This is a genomic window from Streptomyces apricus, from assembly GCF_008369065.1.
GTDB classification, from domain to species: domain Bacteria; phylum Actinomycetota; class Actinomycetes; order Streptomycetales; family Streptomycetaceae; genus Streptomyces; species Streptomyces apricus.
In genome coordinates, this window is the sequence record NZ_VDFC01000008.1 from 74,762 (window position 1) to 92,486 (window position 17,725).

General features: G+C 73.2%; 14 protein-coding genes. 2 read left to right on the forward strand and 12 right to left on the reverse strand.

From position 1 onward, the window contains the following. Positions 1–171: 171 nt before the first annotated feature. Positions 172–618, forward strand: a complete 447-nt coding sequence (locus FGF04_RS03345; RefSeq protein ID WP_149509684.1) for an Lrp/AsnC family transcriptional regulator — start codon at positions 172–174, stop codon at positions 616–618. Positions 619–662: 44 nt separating this feature from the next. Here FGF04_RS03345 and FGF04_RS03350 read toward each other — a convergent pair whose 3' ends face one another. The 5 genes from FGF04_RS03350 to FGF04_RS03370 form a co-directional block, all read right to left on the reverse strand. Next, positions 663–4,223, reverse strand: coding sequence for an SAV_2336 N-terminal domain-related protein (locus FGF04_RS03350; RefSeq protein WP_149509685.1), 3,561 nt, complete (start codon positions 4,221–4,223; stop codon positions 663–665). Then, positions 4,198–5,169 (reverse strand): AAA family ATPase, encoded by a 972-nt coding sequence (locus FGF04_RS03355; protein WP_149509686.1) that lies wholly within the window; start codon positions 5,167–5,169, stop codon positions 4,198–4,200. Before FGF04_RS03355 ends, FGF04_RS03350 begins: the two co-directional genes overlap by 26 nt. Further along, positions 5,166–7,199, reverse strand: coding sequence for a VMAP-C domain-containing protein (locus tag FGF04_RS03360; RefSeq protein WP_188113945.1), 2,034 nt, complete (start codon positions 7,197–7,199; stop codon positions 5,166–5,168). Before FGF04_RS03360 ends, FGF04_RS03355 begins: the two co-directional genes overlap by 4 nt. Before the next feature lie 187 nt (positions 7,200–7,386). Beyond that, complete coding sequence (locus FGF04_RS03365; protein ID WP_149509688.1) at positions 7,387–10,377, reverse strand: AAA family ATPase; 2,991 nt, start codon at positions 10,375–10,377, stop codon at positions 7,387–7,389. Then, positions 10,374–11,537 (reverse strand): exonuclease SbcCD subunit D, encoded by a 1,164-nt coding sequence (locus tag FGF04_RS03370; RefSeq protein WP_149509689.1) that lies wholly within the window; start codon positions 11,535–11,537, stop codon positions 10,374–10,376. Before FGF04_RS03370 ends, FGF04_RS03365 begins: the two co-directional genes overlap by 4 nt. A gap of 233 nt (positions 11,538–11,770) precedes the next feature. Here FGF04_RS03370 and FGF04_RS03375 point away from each other — a divergent pair, with 233 nt between their 5' ends. Beyond that, a complete protein-coding gene (locus FGF04_RS03375) occupies positions 11,771–12,220 on the forward strand; it encodes a spore-associated protein (RefSeq protein WP_149509690.1) in 450 nt (149 codons plus the stop codon). An 81-nt stretch (positions 12,221–12,301) separates the two neighbouring features. Here FGF04_RS03375 and FGF04_RS03380 read toward each other — a convergent pair whose 3' ends face one another. The 7 genes from FGF04_RS03380 to FGF04_RS03410 form a co-directional block, all read right to left on the reverse strand. Further along, entirely contained in the window at positions 12,302–12,457 is a 156-nt protein-coding gene (locus tag FGF04_RS03380) for a hypothetical protein (RefSeq protein WP_149509691.1), read from the reverse strand. A 201-nt stretch (positions 12,458–12,658) separates the two neighbouring features. Further along, a complete protein-coding gene (locus FGF04_RS03385) occupies positions 12,659–13,285 on the reverse strand; it encodes a YigZ family protein (RefSeq protein ID WP_149509692.1) in 627 nt (208 codons plus the stop codon). 89 nt (positions 13,286–13,374) lie between these two features. Continuing rightward, complete coding sequence (locus FGF04_RS03390; protein ID WP_149509693.1) at positions 13,375–13,956, reverse strand: SixA phosphatase family protein; 582 nt, start codon at positions 13,954–13,956, stop codon at positions 13,375–13,377. Beyond that, positions 13,953–14,759, reverse strand: a complete 807-nt coding sequence (locus tag FGF04_RS03395; protein ID WP_235882165.1) for a hypothetical protein — start codon at positions 14,757–14,759, stop codon at positions 13,953–13,955. Before FGF04_RS03395 ends, FGF04_RS03390 begins: the two co-directional genes overlap by 4 nt. A gap of 47 nt (positions 14,760–14,806) precedes the next feature. Continuing rightward, complete coding sequence (locus FGF04_RS03400) at positions 14,807–15,667, reverse strand: ABC transporter ATP-binding protein (protein WP_149509714.1); 861 nt, start codon at positions 15,665–15,667, stop codon at positions 14,807–14,809. Positions 15,668–15,684: 17 nt separating this feature from the next. Then, entirely contained in the window at positions 15,685–16,701 is a 1,017-nt protein-coding gene (locus FGF04_RS03405) for a FecCD family ABC transporter permease (RefSeq protein ID WP_149509695.1), read from the reverse strand. Beyond that, positions 16,698–17,723, reverse strand: coding sequence for an ABC transporter substrate-binding protein (locus tag FGF04_RS03410; RefSeq protein ID WP_149509696.1), 1,026 nt, complete (start codon positions 17,721–17,723; stop codon positions 16,698–16,700). The genes FGF04_RS03405 and FGF04_RS03410 overlap by 4 nt, the downstream gene beginning before the upstream one ends. Positions 17,724–17,725 lie beyond the last annotated feature (2 nt).

Here is a 17,725-nt window from a genome sequence, read left to right on the forward strand (position 1 = left end):
GGGTTCGGGGCGGGGTGCGGGACGGCGCTCGGAGCTGTGCTCGGGGCGTGGTCACGGGAAACGGCGCTGCTCGTCATGGCCCGAATCTACGACCGGCGGAGCAGCCCTTTGAAGACGCGATCCACGGCCTGCAGCTTGCTCCGCCGGGGATTCCCCTGCTATTCCTCGTCCATGACCGCGTATGCACCGGACGCCACCGACTGGCGCATCCTGGAGATCCTCCAGCGTGAGGGACGGACCGGCTTCGCCGAGCTGGCCCGCGCCGTCTCCATGTCCGCGAGCGCGGTCACCGAGCGGGTGCGCCGCCTGGAGGAGGCGGGCGTGATCCAGGGGTACGCGGCGGTCGTGGCCCCGGAGAACCTCGGACTGCCGATCCTCGCGTTCGTGCGGCTGCGCTATCCGAACGGCAACTACAAGCCGTTCCACGACCTGGTGGCGGCCACGCCCGAGATCCTGGAGGCGCACCACGTCACGGGCGACGACTGCTTCGTGATCAAGGTCGCGACCCGCTCGATGCGGCACCTGGAGGAGGTGTCGGGAAGGATCGGCACGCTCGGCTCGGTGACGACGAGCGTCGTCTACTCGTCCCCCCTGCCACGCCGCGCGGTGAGCCGCTGAGCCGACTCGACCGGACCGGCGGACCCGACCCGCGGCGCAGGCGGTCAGCGCTTGTCCACGACAGGGGGTGACCCGTCGGGGGGCTGCCTGACGGGGACCGGTCCACCAGGGGGCAACCCCGGCAAGCCCTCGGAGACACCGGAGCTCGTCATCGTTCGCAGTGACGCGCTCAGCGGATGCTCCGGTCCCAGCATCCTGTCGCTCGACCTCGTCGCCTCCCGCAGCTGATGTCGCCGGATGAGGGACACGACGTCGGCCACGCCTTCCGGCTCCGCCATTTCCAGCGTCTGCGGGGACATCGCCAGAGCTGTCTGCACGCTGCTCAGAGCATTCTCGGCAAGCATCCTGCGCTCCCGCCCCTCCCCCGCAGCGTCGAACGCGGCACAGGCCCGCTCGGCCAGCCCGACGCCGTCGGGAGAGGCGGCACGCCAGATCAACCGCAGACCGACACCGAAGAAGAGGATCGCCATCTCCATGGTGTCCTGAGACGGCTGCGTCGCCTCCGACAGCGCCCAGACATGGTCCTCGAACGGATCCAGCGCGCGGGCCAGAGCGGACAGTTGTACGGCTGTGGCCGACGAAAGCCGGGTCCGGGGCACTCTGTCGAAAATCACCCGCACAGCCTCGGCACGCGCCTCCGCGATGTGTTCCCCGGACCAGTCCGGGGGCGCGGGTGTACGCATCATCATCCGCAGCATCGGACTCGTCACGAAACTGTCGTCCTCGCGCCGCTGTATGACACCCCGGGCAGTCAGCAGGTCGACGGCATCCTCGACGACACGGGTGTGGACGTCCGGCCATAACCCACGCACCAAATCCAGCTGCACCCGCGTCCCGTACCAGGCCACGACGCCGAGAAGTTCGTACGCGTGCCGGTTCTGCGCCCGGATCTCGGCGCACACCTGGACGAGCTCCGAGTTCCAGGGCTGCATGGTGAACGTGGGCAGCGGCGCGAACTCCTCCGTCTCCGCCCGTGTGGTCACCACCACGGTGCCCGTTCCGAGCGCGTCGAGGCCGTAGCCGTCGATGTCCCTGCGTGCACGGACGTCGTCAAGCACCAGGAGCCACCCCTCGTGAGCCCGCAACCAGGACACCGCCCACCGCGCCGCCGTCTCGACGGACCACGCCGGGCGCCCGGGCGGACCGGGCAGGAGCCGGTGCGCCAGCATCGCGAGCCCCTCCGGCAGACGGGACGCCGTGTAACAGCCGACCCACCACACCAGCCGGTGCTGAGGCGCGACGACCTGCACATACCTGCGCACCGTCTCGGACTTGAGCGTGCCGCGCGGTCCGGCGAGGACGAAAGGGGCCGCACGCGGTGCTGCCCGCACCGAGGACTCCAGCCAGGTGAAGGCCGTCGAGTGGAAGGGATTCTCGAGGAGGAAACGGGGGACGCCGGGTCCTTCGAGGTTGCTCAGGCCGTGCGCAGGACGGACGTCCGCCGGATCGGGGCCGGAGTCCTCGCTCTCACCCTCCAGCAAGTTCAGCGAGGCCTCGGACAGGGAGTACAGCGGACGGACGAAGAGCACGGCACCACTCTCTCGTGCCCCCTCCACCACAATCCCCAGCAGTTTTCCGGCTGCCAGGACCGGAGCCCCGACAGCTCTGAACGCCGGGGGGTCCGTGGCCAGCAGGGGGACGGCCAGCACGGAACCGGACTCGTTCCTCGGTTCCCCGCACCGATAGGCCGTCAGCCGGTCCCGTCCGGGGCCCAGTCCGAGGTAGAGGACGCCCGGCAGGACGGGCCAGTCCTGCCGGGACCTGCACGGTTCGGCAGCACGTTCCCCGGGCAGTCGCAGGCTGGTCCGCAGCAGGAGCAGCTCCGGGAACTCGTCGTCCCGGTAGATCTCCTGCCGCCAGACCGGACGGGCGTTCATCGGTCCGGCCGAGCCGGCCCCTGTGATCTGTGCCGTCTCCGGTCCTCCGGCGGTGAGCACCCGATCGGGCCCCACGAGGAAGCCGAGCGAAGTGACGATGTAGTCGTGCTCCATGGCGTGCACCTGGACCACCCCTGCCGCGGCGGAGGTCTGCCAGCCCCCGTCGGTGTCGGGCGCCGCACCCCCCGGCAGCTCTCCGAAGGGTGCCCGTCGCTCGGGAAGTCGCAGGGTGCCCGTCCGATCGGCGAGCAGTGCCGGAAAATCATCCGACCGGCCGATCCGCGCACCGATGAAATCGGAGACCGCGTCGACCGTGCGCCGGGCTGTGCTCGCCCGGACAGTGAGCGTCAACAACGCCCGCACGTCCGGGTCGAAGGTGAACACGTCGTAGGCGTCCCGTCCGCCCGTCCCGTCCAGCGGACGGTCGACGGACATGAGCCCGCCGAGCAGCACCTCGGACAGATGGGCCGGGCCCGATCCGGGCAGAACCGCTGACTGGACCACTCGCATGACGGGAAGGGTGAGGGGGTCGACGGCGGCTAGGTGCCCGGCCAGTTCGTACGCCTCGGACGACACGCTGGACTGGAAGTCGCACAGCCGTTCCTCGGGGCCGCGATCGTGCGGGGGATCGGAGGCAGCCGGGAGGACCGGAGGTGCTGCCGCGTCAACCACCGCCAGCCGCGCCGACGTTCCGTCGGAGGCGATGAGGCGGGCCCAGGGACCGAGATCCCACTCGGCCAGTTCCAGCACGGGTACCGGCAGTGTGGCATGCGGGGTGTGCAGCGCCGTGTTGGCCGGAGCACTGCGATGGGTGCGCACCGTCATGAACTCGGCGTCAAGACCGGTGCCGCTCCACAGCCTCGCGGGCAGCGGCTGGACCACCGCGGTCGGCGAACCGCGGGCCCACACGCAGAGATGCCGCAGGGCCGTTCCGTCACGCCAGCAGGGGGCGGTGGCATCGGAGAGGACGAGGACGACGGTCCGCCCGAAGGTCGTGAGGCCCGCCGTGCGCGGCGGCGCCGCGAACGAATGGTCGCGCACGGACACCTTGCGGAAGATCCCCAGGGAGCTGAGCAGACGCGAGAGTTCGGTGACGGTGTCCTTCCACACCCGCATGGACAGGCCGTCGTCGACCATCACGGTCAGGTTCAGCCAGCGCTCTCGTGCCGGGCGCAGCACGAGGTCCAGGACGTCGTTGTCGGCGATGGCCTCCGCGGTGGCGGTCTCGTCGAGTTCGACAGCGTGTGCGGAAGGGACCGTCCGCTTGAGCGGACGCAGTCCTCGTGCAACTCCGAGCTGGTGGGACAGGCCACGTATGCCGGGCACCCGCACGGGCGCGGCCCCTGTACCGGCATGCGCCGCGGTGAGGGCGTAGACCGGGCGCCGCATCCGAACAGGGGGCGCGTCCGGATGCCCCGCCATGGCCCGGTCCCCGGCATCCGGCGGTACGGTCTCCACGGCCGCCGGGACCGGCCCGACGACGCCGGCCACCGGATCGCTGGCGGGCACCGACCGCATGGGCCGGTCACGGGGCTCCTCCCCCCGGACAGCCACGCTCTTCCGCACCGCCCGGCCGGCCTGCGGGCCTTCCCGCACCGGTGGGGTGTGCAGCGCCAGCCATAGCAGATCGCTCAGCTCTTCCGCCGCCAGATCGTGGCCGGCCGCCGCCAGTGCCCGGCGAAGCCGCTCCACCAGGAAGGCGTCACGAGCCGGTGTCACGGAGCTCACGCAGCACCGCCTCCTTGAGATGCCGCTGTCCGGGCTCGATGCCCTGCCGCATCAGATGCACCGCGTGCAGCAGCTGGTCGGTCGCCAGGTCCCCGAGCTCGCGCTGCTCGACGAAGCGACGGATCAACTCCCGTACGCGCTCCCAGTCGTGGTCGTCGGTGAAGTGCGCGCGTACGATCTTCTCGAGCTGTTCCTCGTCCGGGTAGGGAAGTTCGAGCCGGACGCAGCGGCGCAGAAAGGCAGGCGGGAACTCACGCTCGCCGTTGCTGGTGATGAGGACGAACGGGAAATCCTCGCAGCGGACGGTACCTCCGTGCACTGTCACCCGCTCCCCCCAGTCCGCGGTGTTCACCTGTACGGTCCAGCGGTCCTCGGGGAGCCGCGCCAGCTCCGGCACCTGGAACTCTCCCTCTTCGAGCACGAACAGCAGATCGTTGGGAAGGTCGACGTCGCTCTTGTCGAACTCGTCGATCAGCAGCATCCTGGGGCGGCCGCGGTGGTCGGTGGCCAGCGCGGTGCCCAACGCTCCCAGTCGTATGTACACGCCGATGTCGAGGTCCGTGTCCTGGGTCGCGGTCTCGCTCACGCCCCGGCCCGTCCCCTGCTGGTCACGCAGTCGGCCGATGGCGTCGTAGCGGTACAGCGCCCCGTCGAGCGTGGACCGGGTGTTGACCGGCCAGGTGAGTACGGGGCCGAGCCCGAGTTCATCGGCGATCGCGCGGGCCAGTGTGGACTTTCCGGTGCCGGGGCGGCCGGTCACGAGCAGGGGACGGCGCAGTCTGAGCGCCGCGTTGATCACATCGATCTGCTCCTGACGGATGAGATACCGGGTGCGATCCCTTCTGCCCGACGGGCGCCTCCACGGCGGGGGTTCGGGCAGCGGCACATCGTCCGGGTAGCCGACGCCGTCGCCCTTGAACAGCCTTTCGGTGGTCGTCTCGTTCATGCGGCCCCTCCACCCTGTCCGAGACCCCAGCGGCGGTTTCCCGTTCCCAGCGTGCCCTGCCAGCGCGCCGGGGACCAGCGCGGGTCCTCCCACAACAGGGCCAGGTTGGCCCCAGGGTGGGCTTCGTCCGTACCGGCTGCGACTCTGAACTCCCTGACGTTGCCCAACAGACGGTACGGCCAGTCCTCCCGCACGAACGGCTCGAGAATGCGTTCCTCGTGCCCTCCGTGCTCGCCCCGGCACCACAGCACCACCGGTATGCCCTGTTGACGGCAGATGCCGAGCAACGGAGCACGTCGCTCCCGTGAGCAGCAGAGGATCACGCACGCGACGTCCAGCCGCACCGGCAACTCCCGTTCCGCCTGCTCCCGGTCGTACAGCACGAGCGGTGCGTGTCCTCCACCTGCGCGCTGGTGCCAGCGCTCCTGCCACAGGGCCGTGCGCTTCATGGGGCGCCCTCGCAGGACAACCGGGCGGTCCAGACCCAGCGCTCGTGGACCGGCCTCGGCCGACGGCACGGGCCAGCGGTCGACGGGCCGTTCGAAGTCACCGTCCTCGATGATGAACTCCACGTCGACGGACGCGACCGCTTGCTCCACTTCTTCCACCGCGAGGGCCAGTTGACTGCACAGCTCGTCCCTGGGCACCGGTTCGTCGGAGTACCAGCTGCCGGTCTGGCAGTCCGTTCCGTCGTACGCACGGATCTCGTACTCGTACACATCGGGCCGTACCGCTCGCACCAGCCGGACGCGCACCACCGGCCGGTGCTCGCTTTGTCCCGCTGCCCGGTCCAGAGCACTGTCCCGGCATTCCTTCAGCGCCTTGCGTGGGACCTTGTGCCGGGTGGCGACCGCACTCGACCAGGCGCGTAGCCCTCCACCTGCCGAGCCCCGCCCGGCAGCGGCCTCCTCCACTGCTCGCACAAGGTGCGGCACGGTGTGGGCGTGCCGGGAACGACGGGCTTCCAAGTACTCGACGAGGGCCGACAGGTCACAGACGGTCGCGGCGGGGACACCGACCAGGCATCCCGAGCGACCTGCCGCCGTCAGCAGTTCCCGGTAGCCGTGAGGACCGAGCTCGGCACAGAGCTTCTCGTATTCGACGGGCAGCAGAATGCGCTGCGGACCCAGTCCGGTGAGCGCCGCCAGAACGTCTTTCCGACCGGGTTCCGGCACACCCATCAGGTCCAGGAGGTGGCCGAGGACGAGCGGGCCCCGGGGGTGGGCGAGCACGGACTCGGCGACTGCTTCCGGCGCGGCGGGCTGAACCCACAGAGCGAGTTCCTCGGCGAGACGGCGGCCGAGCCGATGGGTGCGTTCCGGCGGCAGACCGTGCCACAGAGCGTCCAGCGCGTCGAGGAGCCGTCCTCGGCGCTCGCGCTCACTGCCTCCGAGATTCGCACTCAGCGGTTGCGGCCGCAGTCCGGAGGCATCCAGGAAAGCACGCATGCGGCCTGCGGCGATCCCGTACGCACGTGGCCGTCTGCTCTCCGCCGACACGACGAGGCCGACGACGCGGCACGCCTCGCGGTCCCACAGGGGCGCCCCGCTGAAGCCCTCCCGCACGGTGATCGCCGCGTGTGCGGCGTCGAGCATCAGCCAGCGGGCTCCGATCCTCGACTTCACGACGACGTCGACCTGTGTTCCGGGGCCGCCTTCCCCGTGCCACGTCTGCAACGTCCGGTAGAGCTCGGTCTCGCCGAGTTCGACCGGGGTGCCGACGCCCGCGACCGCCAGCAGGGCAAGGTCCCCGTCCCACCGGTCGTGGCGCGGATCCGCGCGCGGCGCCTCCCAGCCGACGATGCGTGCGGGTCCGTCCGCGTACCGGCCGCCGTGGCCCGGCAGGGAGAGGCGGAGTTTCGCCACGGCGGCATCGTCCGGCACCTGTCGTTGTTCCTTCGGCAGCCCGAGCGCGGCGCTGACGACATGGGCGCAGGTGAGTACATGTCCGTCGGCGACGACGATCCCCGCACCGACGGGACGCTCCGTACGCGCGCTGCGGACGGTGACCCAGGCACTGGCGACAGGCACGTCCAGAAGATCGACGTCGTCGATCACCGGTTGCCGCCCGACGCTCCGTCCGGTTCACTTCCACCGTCGTCGAAAGTGCACTGTGCGTATTCCCCCATGAATCGACTGTGCCAGAAAGACCCGGGGACGGAAGCCGGAACACCCCACGGAGGGAACCCGGTTGCCGGCCCGGGTCCGGTGCCCGGTGTCAGCCGCCGCCCCGCTGCCGCACCACCGACCCCGACCGTCCCTTCACGACCTCCAGTTGTGCGTGGACGCGGCGGCGCAGGTCCGCGACGTGGCTGACGATGCCGACGCTGCGGTCGCGTTCCCGGAGCGAGTCCAGGACGTCGAGGACCTCGTCGAGCGTCTGGTCGTCGAGGCTGCCGAAGCCCTCGTCGATGAAGAGGGTGTCCAGGCGCACCCCGCCCGCCTCGTCGGTGACCACGTCCGCGAGGCCCAGCGCGAGCGCGAGGGAGGCGAAGAACGTCTCGCCGCCGGAGAGCGTCGCGGTGTCGCGCTCGCGGCCGGTCCAGGCGTCGACCACGTGCAGTCCGAGCCCGCTGCGGCCGCGGCCGGTCCGGTCGTCGGAGTGGACGAGCGTGTACCGCCCGGCGGACATGCGCTGCAGCCGTGCCGTGGCGGCCGCCGCGACCTGTTCCAGGCGGGCGGCCAGGACGTAGGACTCCAGGCGCATCCGGCGTTCGTTGTCGGCGGAGGTGCCGGCCGCGAGCGAGGCGAGGCGGGCGACCCGCTCGTACTCCTCGCGCAGCGGTCCCAGCCGGCGTACGGAGGCGTCGGCCCGGCGGGCCAGCCGGTCGAGCTCCGTGCAGCGGCGGGCGGCGGCGTCGCGCGCGGAGGCAGCCTCGCGCATCCGCCGGGCCGCCGTGGCCGCGCTCTGCTCGGCGGTGCGCACGTCGGCGGCCGGCAGGTGTGCCGCGGCGGCCGTCTCCTCCTCCGCGAGCACCGCGCGGACGGCCGCCTCCTCCTGCTGCCAGGCGTCGAGCCGGCGCTGCAGTTCCCGGTGGGCCGCGTCGTCGAGGAGGGCGTCCGCGGCGGCCTGCGGGGTGTCGAAGCCGGCGCGGAAGGCCGCGTCGGCGAGGCGTGCGTCGGCGTCCTTGAGCCGCTGCGCGGTGTCGGCCGCGACGCGCGCGGCGTCCGCGGCCTCGGTGAGCGTCGACACACCGCGCTCCAGTTCGGCGGCGCGCTCGGCCACGCTGCCCGCCGACCCCCTGGCCTGCGCCAACTCCCCTTCCAGGGAGGCGGTCTGGCGGGTCAGGGCTTCCCTGCGCGCGGTGCGGGAGGCGCCGCGCACGGCGGCGTCCTGGTGGGCGGTGAGCCGGCGCCGGTGCTCGTGCTCGGCCCGGCGCAGCGCTTCCGTGGCCGCGTGCAGCCCCGAGGCCGCGCCGCGCGCCTCGGCGTGCCGCCGCCCCAGCTCCTCGGCCTGCTCGGCGAGCAGATCGGTGGGAGCGTCCCCCGCCTCGGCGGTCGCGGCGGCCAGCGCCTCGCGCACCACGCCGAGCCGCCGCTCCGCCTCGGCGCGCCGCTCGTCGGCGCGCTGGTAGGCGGTGAGCGCGGTGTCCTCGGCCCGCTGGTCGATGTGCCCGTCGACCTTGCGGGCGGGCGCGGGGTGTTCGGTGGCGCCGCAGACGGCACAGGCGTCGCCGTCCACGAGGCCCGCGGCGAGCTCCGCGGCGATGCCCTTGAGGCGCTGCTCCTTGAGGTCCAGCCAGTGGGTGCGGGCGTCCGCCGCGCCCTCGCGGGCGGCGAGCACCCGCGCCTGGGCGTCCTCGGTGTCCCCGGCGAGCTGGTCGCGCAGCCGGGCGGCGGCCAGCCGCGCCTGCGCGGGGTCGCGCTGCACGGCGAGCTGCTCGGCGCGGGTGGCGGCCTCCTGCGCCGACTCGATGCGGGTCTGGAGGGCGGCCCTGGTGCCCTCCCAGTCGGCGAGCCACTGTTCGGCGTCCTGCAGGACGTCGTCGTCGGCCCGCTCCTCGCGGTCCAACTCCTGCCGTTCGCGCGCGAGTTCGGTGAGCCGGCGCTCCGCGCGGCGGGCCGACTCCAGGGCGCCCAGTTCCTCGGCGGCCTTGCGCGCGGCGGCCGCAAGACCCGTGGGCCCGGCGTCGGCGAAGGCCCCGGGGAGCAGGGCACGCGCGCGGGCCTCGGCGCCGGCCGCCCGCCGGTGCTCGGCGTCGGCGGTCTCGCGCAGATGGAGCGCGGGCGCCACCGCCTCGGCCTTCCTGGCGCGCTCCATGCGCTGCTGCGCCTCGCGGTGGGCCCCGGCGCGGTCCTCCAGCCGGGCGGCCCGCTGCCGCGCCTCGGCGAACCGGTGCTGCAGGCGGGCCACTTCGCGCGCCTCGCCGAGTACGCGGTCCGCGGCGGCCTGCGCCGACTCGGTGGCCCTCTGCGCGCAGTGGGCGATCGCGTACCTCTCCCGGGCGGTGCTCCTGGCGACGGCCGCCCACTCCAGTACGGCGCCGGCGAGCCCGGGGTCGCCGGGCGCGAGGTCGGGCAGCGGCAGCTCGACGAGGTCTCCGGCGGCCTGCTGCATCCGGTGCGCGTCGGCCAGCAACTCGCCGTCCCCGGCCCGCACCTCGGTCTCGGCCAGCCGTCTGCGCTCGGCCAGGCGCTGCTCGACGGCGGCGAAGCGCCGGGTGTCGAAGAGGCGGCCGAGGAGCTTGCCGCGGGCCTCGGCGTCGGCCCGCAGGAAGCGCGCGAAGTCGCCCTGCGGCAGCAGGACCACCTGGCAGAACTGCTCCCGGCTCATACCGAGGAGCTGGGTGATCTCCTCGCCGATCTCCTGGTGGGAGCGGCTGAGGTCCTTCCAGGAGCCGCCCGGCGCGTGGTACTCGCGCAGCCAGCTCTGCGCCTTCTCCGTGGTGGTGCCCGTGCCGCGCTTCTTGGGCCGCTCCCACGGCGGCTGCCGGGTGACCTCCAGACGGCGTCCGGCGACGGTGAGTTCGAGCTTCACCTCGGTGCGGGTGGCGGCGGGCGCGTGGTCGCTGCGCAGCGAGCCGCCCTGCCGGGCGCCCGGCACCGAGCCGTACAGGGCGAAGCAGACGGCGTCCAGGACGGAGGTCTTGCCGGCGCCGGTCGGCCCGTGCAGCAGGAAGAGCCCGGCGGCCGACAGGTCGTCGAAGTCGACCTCCTGGGCGCCGCCGAACGGCCCGAAGGCGGTGATGTGCAGGCGGTGCAGCCTCATCGGGCGACCTCGCGGACCGTGTCGTCGGTGCGGACGGTGTCGAACGCGTCCCGCAGCACGGCCTGTTCGCGCTCGTCGGGCCCGGCGCCACGTACGTGGGCCACGAAGTCCTCCGCGATCTGCTGGTCGTCGCGGCCCGCGAGCCGCCGCGCGTACGACACGTCGGGGTCGTCGGGTGCCCGTTCGGGGGCGAAGACGAGGCTGAGCGTGTGCGGGAACCGCTCGGTGAGCCGCGCCATGGGGTCGGCGGGGCGCACCGGGTCGGTGAGGGTCGCCTCGACCCAGGCCTCCTCGTGGCGCGTCAGCTCCGGGTCGGCGAGCAGGTCGTCCAGCTCTCCCCTGAGACGGGCCAGCGGGCGCGGTACGGGGCAGTCGACGCGCTCGGCCTGCACGGCGCCGTCGGCTCCCAGGTCGACGAGCCACATGCTCTTGCGGTGGTCGGTCTCCGAGAAGGAGTAGGGCAGCGGCGAACCCGAGTAGCGCACGCGGTCACTGATGGTCTGACAGCCGTGGAGGTGGCCCAGCGCGATGTAGTCGACGCCGTCGAAGACACCGGCGGGGACGGCGGCGACCCCGCCCACGGTGATGTCCCGCTCGCTGTCGCTGGCCTCGCCGCCCGTGACGAAGGCGTGGGCGAGGACGACGGAGCGGGTGCCCTCGGCGCGGGTGGCCAGGTCGGCGCGCACCCGGTCCATGGCGGCGGCGAGCACGCTCTCGTGCCCCGCCTTCTCCACCCCGAACTCGTCGCGCACCAGCGCCGGTTCGAGGTACGGCAGGCCGTAGAAGGCGACGTCCCCGAAGGCGTCCGCCAGCAGCACCGGGGTGCCGCAGGCCGCGGGCGCGGTCCGCAGGTGGATGCCCGCGCGGTCGATGAGCCCGGCGCCGACCCCGAGCCGGCGCGCCGAGTCGTGGTTCCCGGAGATCATCACGGTGGGGACACCGAGGTCGGCCAGGCGGTGCAGCGCGTCGTCGAAGAGCTCGACCGCGGCCAGCGGGGGCACGGCCCGGTCGTACACGTCGCCCGACACGACCACCGCGTCCACGCCGCGTTCGCGCACGGTCGCCACGAGGTGGCCGATGAATGCGGCCTGGGCGCCGAGCATGTTCACGCGGTGGAACGAGCGGCCCAGGTGCCAGTCGGAGGTGTGCAGCAATTTCATGAAATCGCCCCGACCTGCACGTCCACCCCTACCGCGGCTCGAAAACCGGCACGAACCAGCACGGGCTCGCCCTCAACGCCAGCCACGCTAACGCATGCGGCCCCCTGATTTACCACTCACCTCGGAGGTGGGGCGGCGCGGTCACATCTTTCGCGGACGCAGCACAACCGATCCGGCGTCCCGCACGTCACACATACAGGAGCGACCAACTCCAATGACCACAAGGGGGAAATATGAGATTCAACCGTTCTGTCCTGACGGCCGTCACGTTCGCCACCCTGGCCCTGGGGACCACGACCGCGCTGGCGGCGCCCGCCTCCGCCGCGCCCAACACCACCCCGCAGAAGGTCTGTGGCAGCGCCTACAAGACGGTGAACTCGGCCGCCGTCGGCTCGCTGGGCACCGTCTACCTGACGTACAACGCGGCGAACGGCGAGAACTGCGTCGCGACCATCCGCAACAACCCGGGGACGGCCGTGGACATGGCCCTGTGGATCGAAGTCCCGGACACCTCGGAGCGGGGCGAGGACTACGGCCGGTACACGTCCTACGCGGGGCCGGCCTACGTGTACGGCAAGGGCCACTGCGTCGACTGGGGCGGGGGCATCGGCAACGTGCACGTGCAGGTCTACAACTCCAACTGCGACGCGCGCAGGGAGCACCGGGTCACCGAGGTCCGCTGAGCGGCCCGGGACGCACGGCCGGCGGCCGGCCCTGCATGTGCAGGGCCGGCCGCCGGCGGTCGACCGCGTTGCTGCGGGGGATCAGAAGAAGTGCTTGCGTCCGCCCACCGCGCGGCCGGTCGCGCCCAGGACCCACAGGACGACGCCCACCAGGATGAGGATGCCGCCGATGGTCGTGAGCAGCCCCATGCCGACAAGCAGTCCGATGAGCAGCAGGATGAGCCCAAGAATGATCATTTCAAGTTCCTGTCGTCAGGTCCGGCTCAGACGCATGTGCGTATGAGCTGCACAACGGCCCACGTTCCGTTCCACCGGTGGGTTCCGGCTCCGGATCGCACCAGGACCTCGGTGCGATAGCCCTTGTGCCCGGCGATGCGGCATCCACGCCCCTGCGGGGAAAATCCCTGGCGAGCGGTCCGTATCGGCCCGGCGTGCGGCCTATGCGTCCCCGTACGCCTCTCCGCCCAGTTCGAACCCAGCCGTGCCCGCCGTGACGTCGGCCAGCCAGGCCCGGAAGGCCTCGACCTCGGCGTCCGGCAGGCCGATCTCCAGGGTGACGGCCTCCCCGTAGTGCACGTCGCGCACCTCGCGGCCGGTCGAGCGCAGGTCGTTCTGGACCTTGCCCGCCCGCTGGTGGTCGACGGTGACGGTGGCGAGGCGGAAGCGTCTGCGGGTGAGCGTGCCGAGGCTGTCCAGGGCCTCCCCCACCGCTCCGCCGTAGGCGCGGATGAGTCCGCCCGCGCCGAGTTTGACGCCCCCGTAGTACCGGGTGACGACGGCGACCACGTACCGCATGTCGCGGCGCAGCAGCATCTGGAGCATCGGGACGCCCGCGGTGCCGCCCGGTTCGCCGTCGTCGCTCGCCCGCTGGACGGCGGCGTCGGCGCCGATGACGTACGCGAAGCAGTTGTGCGTCGCGTCCGCGTGCTCCCTGCGGACGGCCGCGACGAAGTCCTGGGCCTCCCGCTCGGTGGCCGCCGGTGCCAGCGCGCAGAGGAAACGGGAGCGGTTGATCTCGGTCTCGTGCACCCCTGCGCGGGCCACGGTGCGGTACTCGTCCTGCATCGGCCCAGCGTATGCGCGCCGCGCGCGGGCGGGCGACCACCGACCGGCCCACCGGGCCCTACCGGGATCCGGGGTCCTTGCTACCGGGGCTACCGGGGTCCGGGGTGTTCCTTGCCGGTCTTCCCGCCGCCAGGCTTCTTCCCCCGCGGCACCATCATGTCCGTGAGGAGCGCCGTGCGGGGGCCGAGCGCCGTCCAGTCCGCGCCGTGCCAGGCGAGGATCGCGATCGCCGAGGTGGGGAACTTCACGCGCACCGCGTCCAGCGCGTCGCCCAGACCGTCCCCTGCCAGCGTGAGGACCAGTTCCTCCAGGCCGGGGTTGTGGCCGACCAGCAGCAGGGTCCCGACCTCCGCGGGCACACCGCGCACGGCCTCCAGCAGCTCGGGCACGTCCGCCGCGTACAGCCGCGCGTCGTGGCGTACGGGAGGGGGCGTGCCCCACTCGGCGGCGGCCAGCTCCCAGGTCCGCCGGGCCCGCACGGCGGTCGAGCAGAGCGCGAGGTCCGGCAGGCAGTCGGCGTCCGCGAGGGCGCGTCCGGCGGCCGGGGCGTCCCGGCGCCCACGCGGGGCGAGCGGCCGCTCGTGGTCCGGGACGCCGTCGGGCCAGGCGGACTTGGCGTGCCGCAGCACGGCGATCCGGCGCAGCGGGCCCGCCCCGGGGCGCGCGATCACGCCGGGGCCCCGCGGCCGATGTCCCGGGTGAGTTCGAGCCCCAGGAGCCGGTCCGCGTAGGCGTACGTCTCGAAGCGGGCCCCGTCCGGGACGGTCCCGGAGGTCTCCACCCTGCGCAGCACGTCGAGCACGGCGGGCACGTCCAGGTCGTCCTCCCAGGCGGCGCGCAGCTGGTCGCGCACCGGATCGGGGATGGGGCCCGAGGGCCGGGTGGCCCAGGTGGCGACGGCGCCGCGCCAGTGCTCCAGGCGGTCCCCGGCCTCCGCGAGGTCGGCCGCGCCGAGGTCCAGGGGCTCCCGCCGGGGGCGGGCGAGCAGGGCCAGGCGCAGGGCCGTGGCGCTGTCGGCGTCGTCCGCCACGCCGGCCGCGAGGCGGGCCGGGGCGACCTCGACGCGCAGCCCGCCGGCCGCGCCCCCGTCCGCCGGCCCTCCTCCGTCCGTGCCCGCATCCGTGCCCACATCCGTGTCGGCATTCCTGTCCGCGTCCGCGTCCGTGGCGGCGAGCACGTGCAGTACCTGGGCCTCGCCCAGGCCGGGGGTGGTGTCCTGCGCGTCCTCGAAGGGGCGGATGCCGAGCTGTCCGGCGCGGGCGCGGAGCTCCGCACGGCCCTCGGCGGCGCTCAGGACGGTCCACACGGGTGTGCCGCCGATCTCCAGGGCCCGGACGAGGACGTCGGCGACCAGGATCACGCGCAGACCGGTGGCGTCGGGGCGCGGCACGTGGGCCACCACGCGCGTCAGGCCCCGGCGGGCGGGTGTGGCGGCGACGGGGCCGCCGGTTCGGGGGTCGTTGATAGACAGCACAGGCCGAGCGTAGGCGTGCGGCGGGCCGTGCGCAGGGAGGCCCGGCGTCATCGCGGATCGGCGTGCGTGGCGTCCCGGGGCGCGGGCCGCGCCACGGTGCCGAGGAAGCGCACGTGCGGCCGTCCGTCGGCGCCCTCGCGCGTCACGGCGGCCCGGACCCCGTACACCCCGGCGATGAGTTCCTCGGTGAGGACGTCGCCGGGGGTGCCGTGGGCGACCACGGATCCCTCGCGCAGGACGACGAGCCGGTCGCAGTACATCGCCGCGAGGTTCAGGTCGTGCAGGGCGACGACGCTGGTGACCGGGAGCGAGGTGACGAGGGTCAGCAGGTCGAGCTGGTGCTGGACGTCCAGGTGGTTGGTCGGTTCGTCCAGCAGGAGTTCGCGGGGTTCCTGCGCCAGCGCCCGGGCGATCTGCACGCGCTGGCGCTCGCCGCCGGAGAGGGTGTGCCACGACTGGTGGGCGCGGTCGGTGAGGCCGGTGCGGGCCAGTGCCTCGCGGACGGCCCGCTCGTCGGCCCCGGACGGCGGCGTCCAGGCGCGGCGGTGCGGGGTGCGGCCGAGGCGTACGACGTCCAGGACGGTCAACTCGACCTGTGTGTCGGCCTGTTGCTCGACCACCGCGATCCGGCGGGCGATGTCGCGGCGGCTCAGTCCGTCGAGCGGCCGGCCGTCGAGGGTGACCACGCCCGAGGCCGGGGCGAGGACGCCCGCGAGCAGCCGCAGCAGGGTCGACTTGCCGGAGCCGTTCGGGCCGAGGAGGCCGACGGTGGCGCCGGGGGCGGGGCTGATGCTGACGCCGTCCAGGATGACGCGGCCGTCGGCGGTGCGGGAGACGCGCCGGGCCCGCAGTCCGGGAGCGGCCACGGCCGCCTCCTGCGCGGCGCCGTCAATGTGCGCGGCCGTCATCGCGCCCTCCGGGTTCGTCATCGCGTCCTCCGGGTCCGGTACAGCACCAGCACGAACACCGGTACGCCGATGAGCGAGGTGACCACGCCGACGGGCACCTCCTGGGGGTCGAGGACGGTACGGGCCAGGGTGTCCACCCACACCAGGAAGACCGCGCCGGCGAGGGCGGCGACCGGGAGCAGCCGGGCGTGGCCGGAGCCCACCAGCGCCCGGGCGGCGTGCGGCAGGACGAGGCCCACGAAGCCGATGGCGCCGGCCGAGCTGACCAGCGCGGCCGTCAGGAGGGCCGTCGCGCACAGCAGCACCAGCCGGGTGCGGGCCACGGACACCCCGAGGGTGGCGGCGGCGTCCTGGCCGAAGGCGAACGCGTCGAGCGTGCGCGCGTACGCCAGGCAGACCGTCAGTGCGGCCACCAGTACCGCGAGGCAGATCCAGACGTCGGTCCAGCCGACGCCGCCCAGTGAGCCGAGCAGCCAGAAGAGCACTCCGCGGGTGGTCTCGGCGTCGGCTGCGGTCATCACGACGAAGGAGGTGAGCGCGGAGAAGAGCTGCATCGCGGCGACGCCGCTGAGCACGACCCGGTCCGTCGTGCCGCCGAGGGTGTGGCTGAGCAGCAGGACGAGGCCGAAGGACAGGAGCGCGCCGAGGAACGCGCCCCCGGACACGGAGAGCAGGCCGCCGCCGGCCCCGAGGACGACCACGAGGACCGCGCCCGTGGAGGCGCCCGAGGACACCCCGAGGACGAACGGGTCGGCGAGCGGGTTGCGCAGCAGGGACTGCATGACGGCGCCGCACACGGCGAGGCCGGCGCCGCAGACGGCGGCCAGCAGGGTGCGCGGCAGCCGCAGCTGCCAGACGATGCCGTCCCGGATGGGGCTCAGTTCCGTGGTGCCCCAGCCGAGGTGGGCGGCGACCACGGACCAGACGTCGCCGACCCGGATGTCCGCGGGGCCGATGGTGATCGCGAGGGCGACGGAGGCGGCGAGCAGGGCCGCCCCGGCCGCGCAGAGCGTTCCCACGTGCGCACGCGTCACCCCGCGAGCCCGAACTCCCGCAGGGCTGCGGCCACCCGCTCGACGCCCTCGACGGTGCGCAGGGTCGGGTTGAGCGCCTGTCCGCTGAGCAGGACGTACCGCTTCTTGCGGACGGCGGTCATGTTCCGGGTGACCGGGTCGGACTCCAGGAACGCGATCTTCCTTTTCGCGGACTCGGCGGTCTGCGACTTGCGGGTCAGATCCCCGACGACCAAAACGTCGGGGTCACGGTCGGCGACCGTCTCCCAGTTGATCTGGGGCCACTCCTCGTGGGTGTCGTCGAAGACGTTCCGCGCGCCGAGCGCCCGGGTCATGATGCCGGGGGCCCCGCAGCAGCCCGCCATGTAGGGCGACTCGGCGTTGGCGAACCAGAAGAGGAGGGAGACCCCGGACGCGTCGATGCCCGACGTGGCCTCGTCCATGCGCCGTTCCAGCTCGGTGACGAGCTCGTCGCCGCGGTCCTCGACGTCGAAGATCCTGGCCAGGTCGTGTATCTCGGTGTAGACGGCGTCGATGCCGAGCGGCTTCTCGCGGGCGCCGTCGCCGTCCCCGGTGTTGTCCTTGCCCGCGCAGTCGGAGGGGGCGACGTAGGCGGGTACGCCGAGCTTCCCGAACTGCTCCCGGGTGGCGACGCCGCCCTTGCCGAGCGTGGACTCGAAGGAGGCGGCCACGAAGTCGGGGTCGGCGTCCAGGACCCGTTCGAAGGAGGGGCTGTTGTCCGCGATGCGGGGCACCTGCGCGTTGGCCTTCTCCAGTCCCTTCAGCACGGGATCGGTCCAGGTGGCGGTGCCGGCCATGCGGTCGGCGAGGCCCAGCGACAGCATGATCTCGGCGGCGCCCTGGTTGAGGGCGACGGCCCGCCGGGGCGGGGAGTCCACGCGTACGGTGCGGCCGCAGTTCTCCAGGGTGACGGCGGTCTTCGCGGACTTCGCGTCGGGCGGGTCGGCCGCCGCGCAGCCGGTCAGCAGGACGGCTCCGCACAGGAGCAGGGCGGTGGGGCGGGCAGGGCGTGCGAAGGGCACGG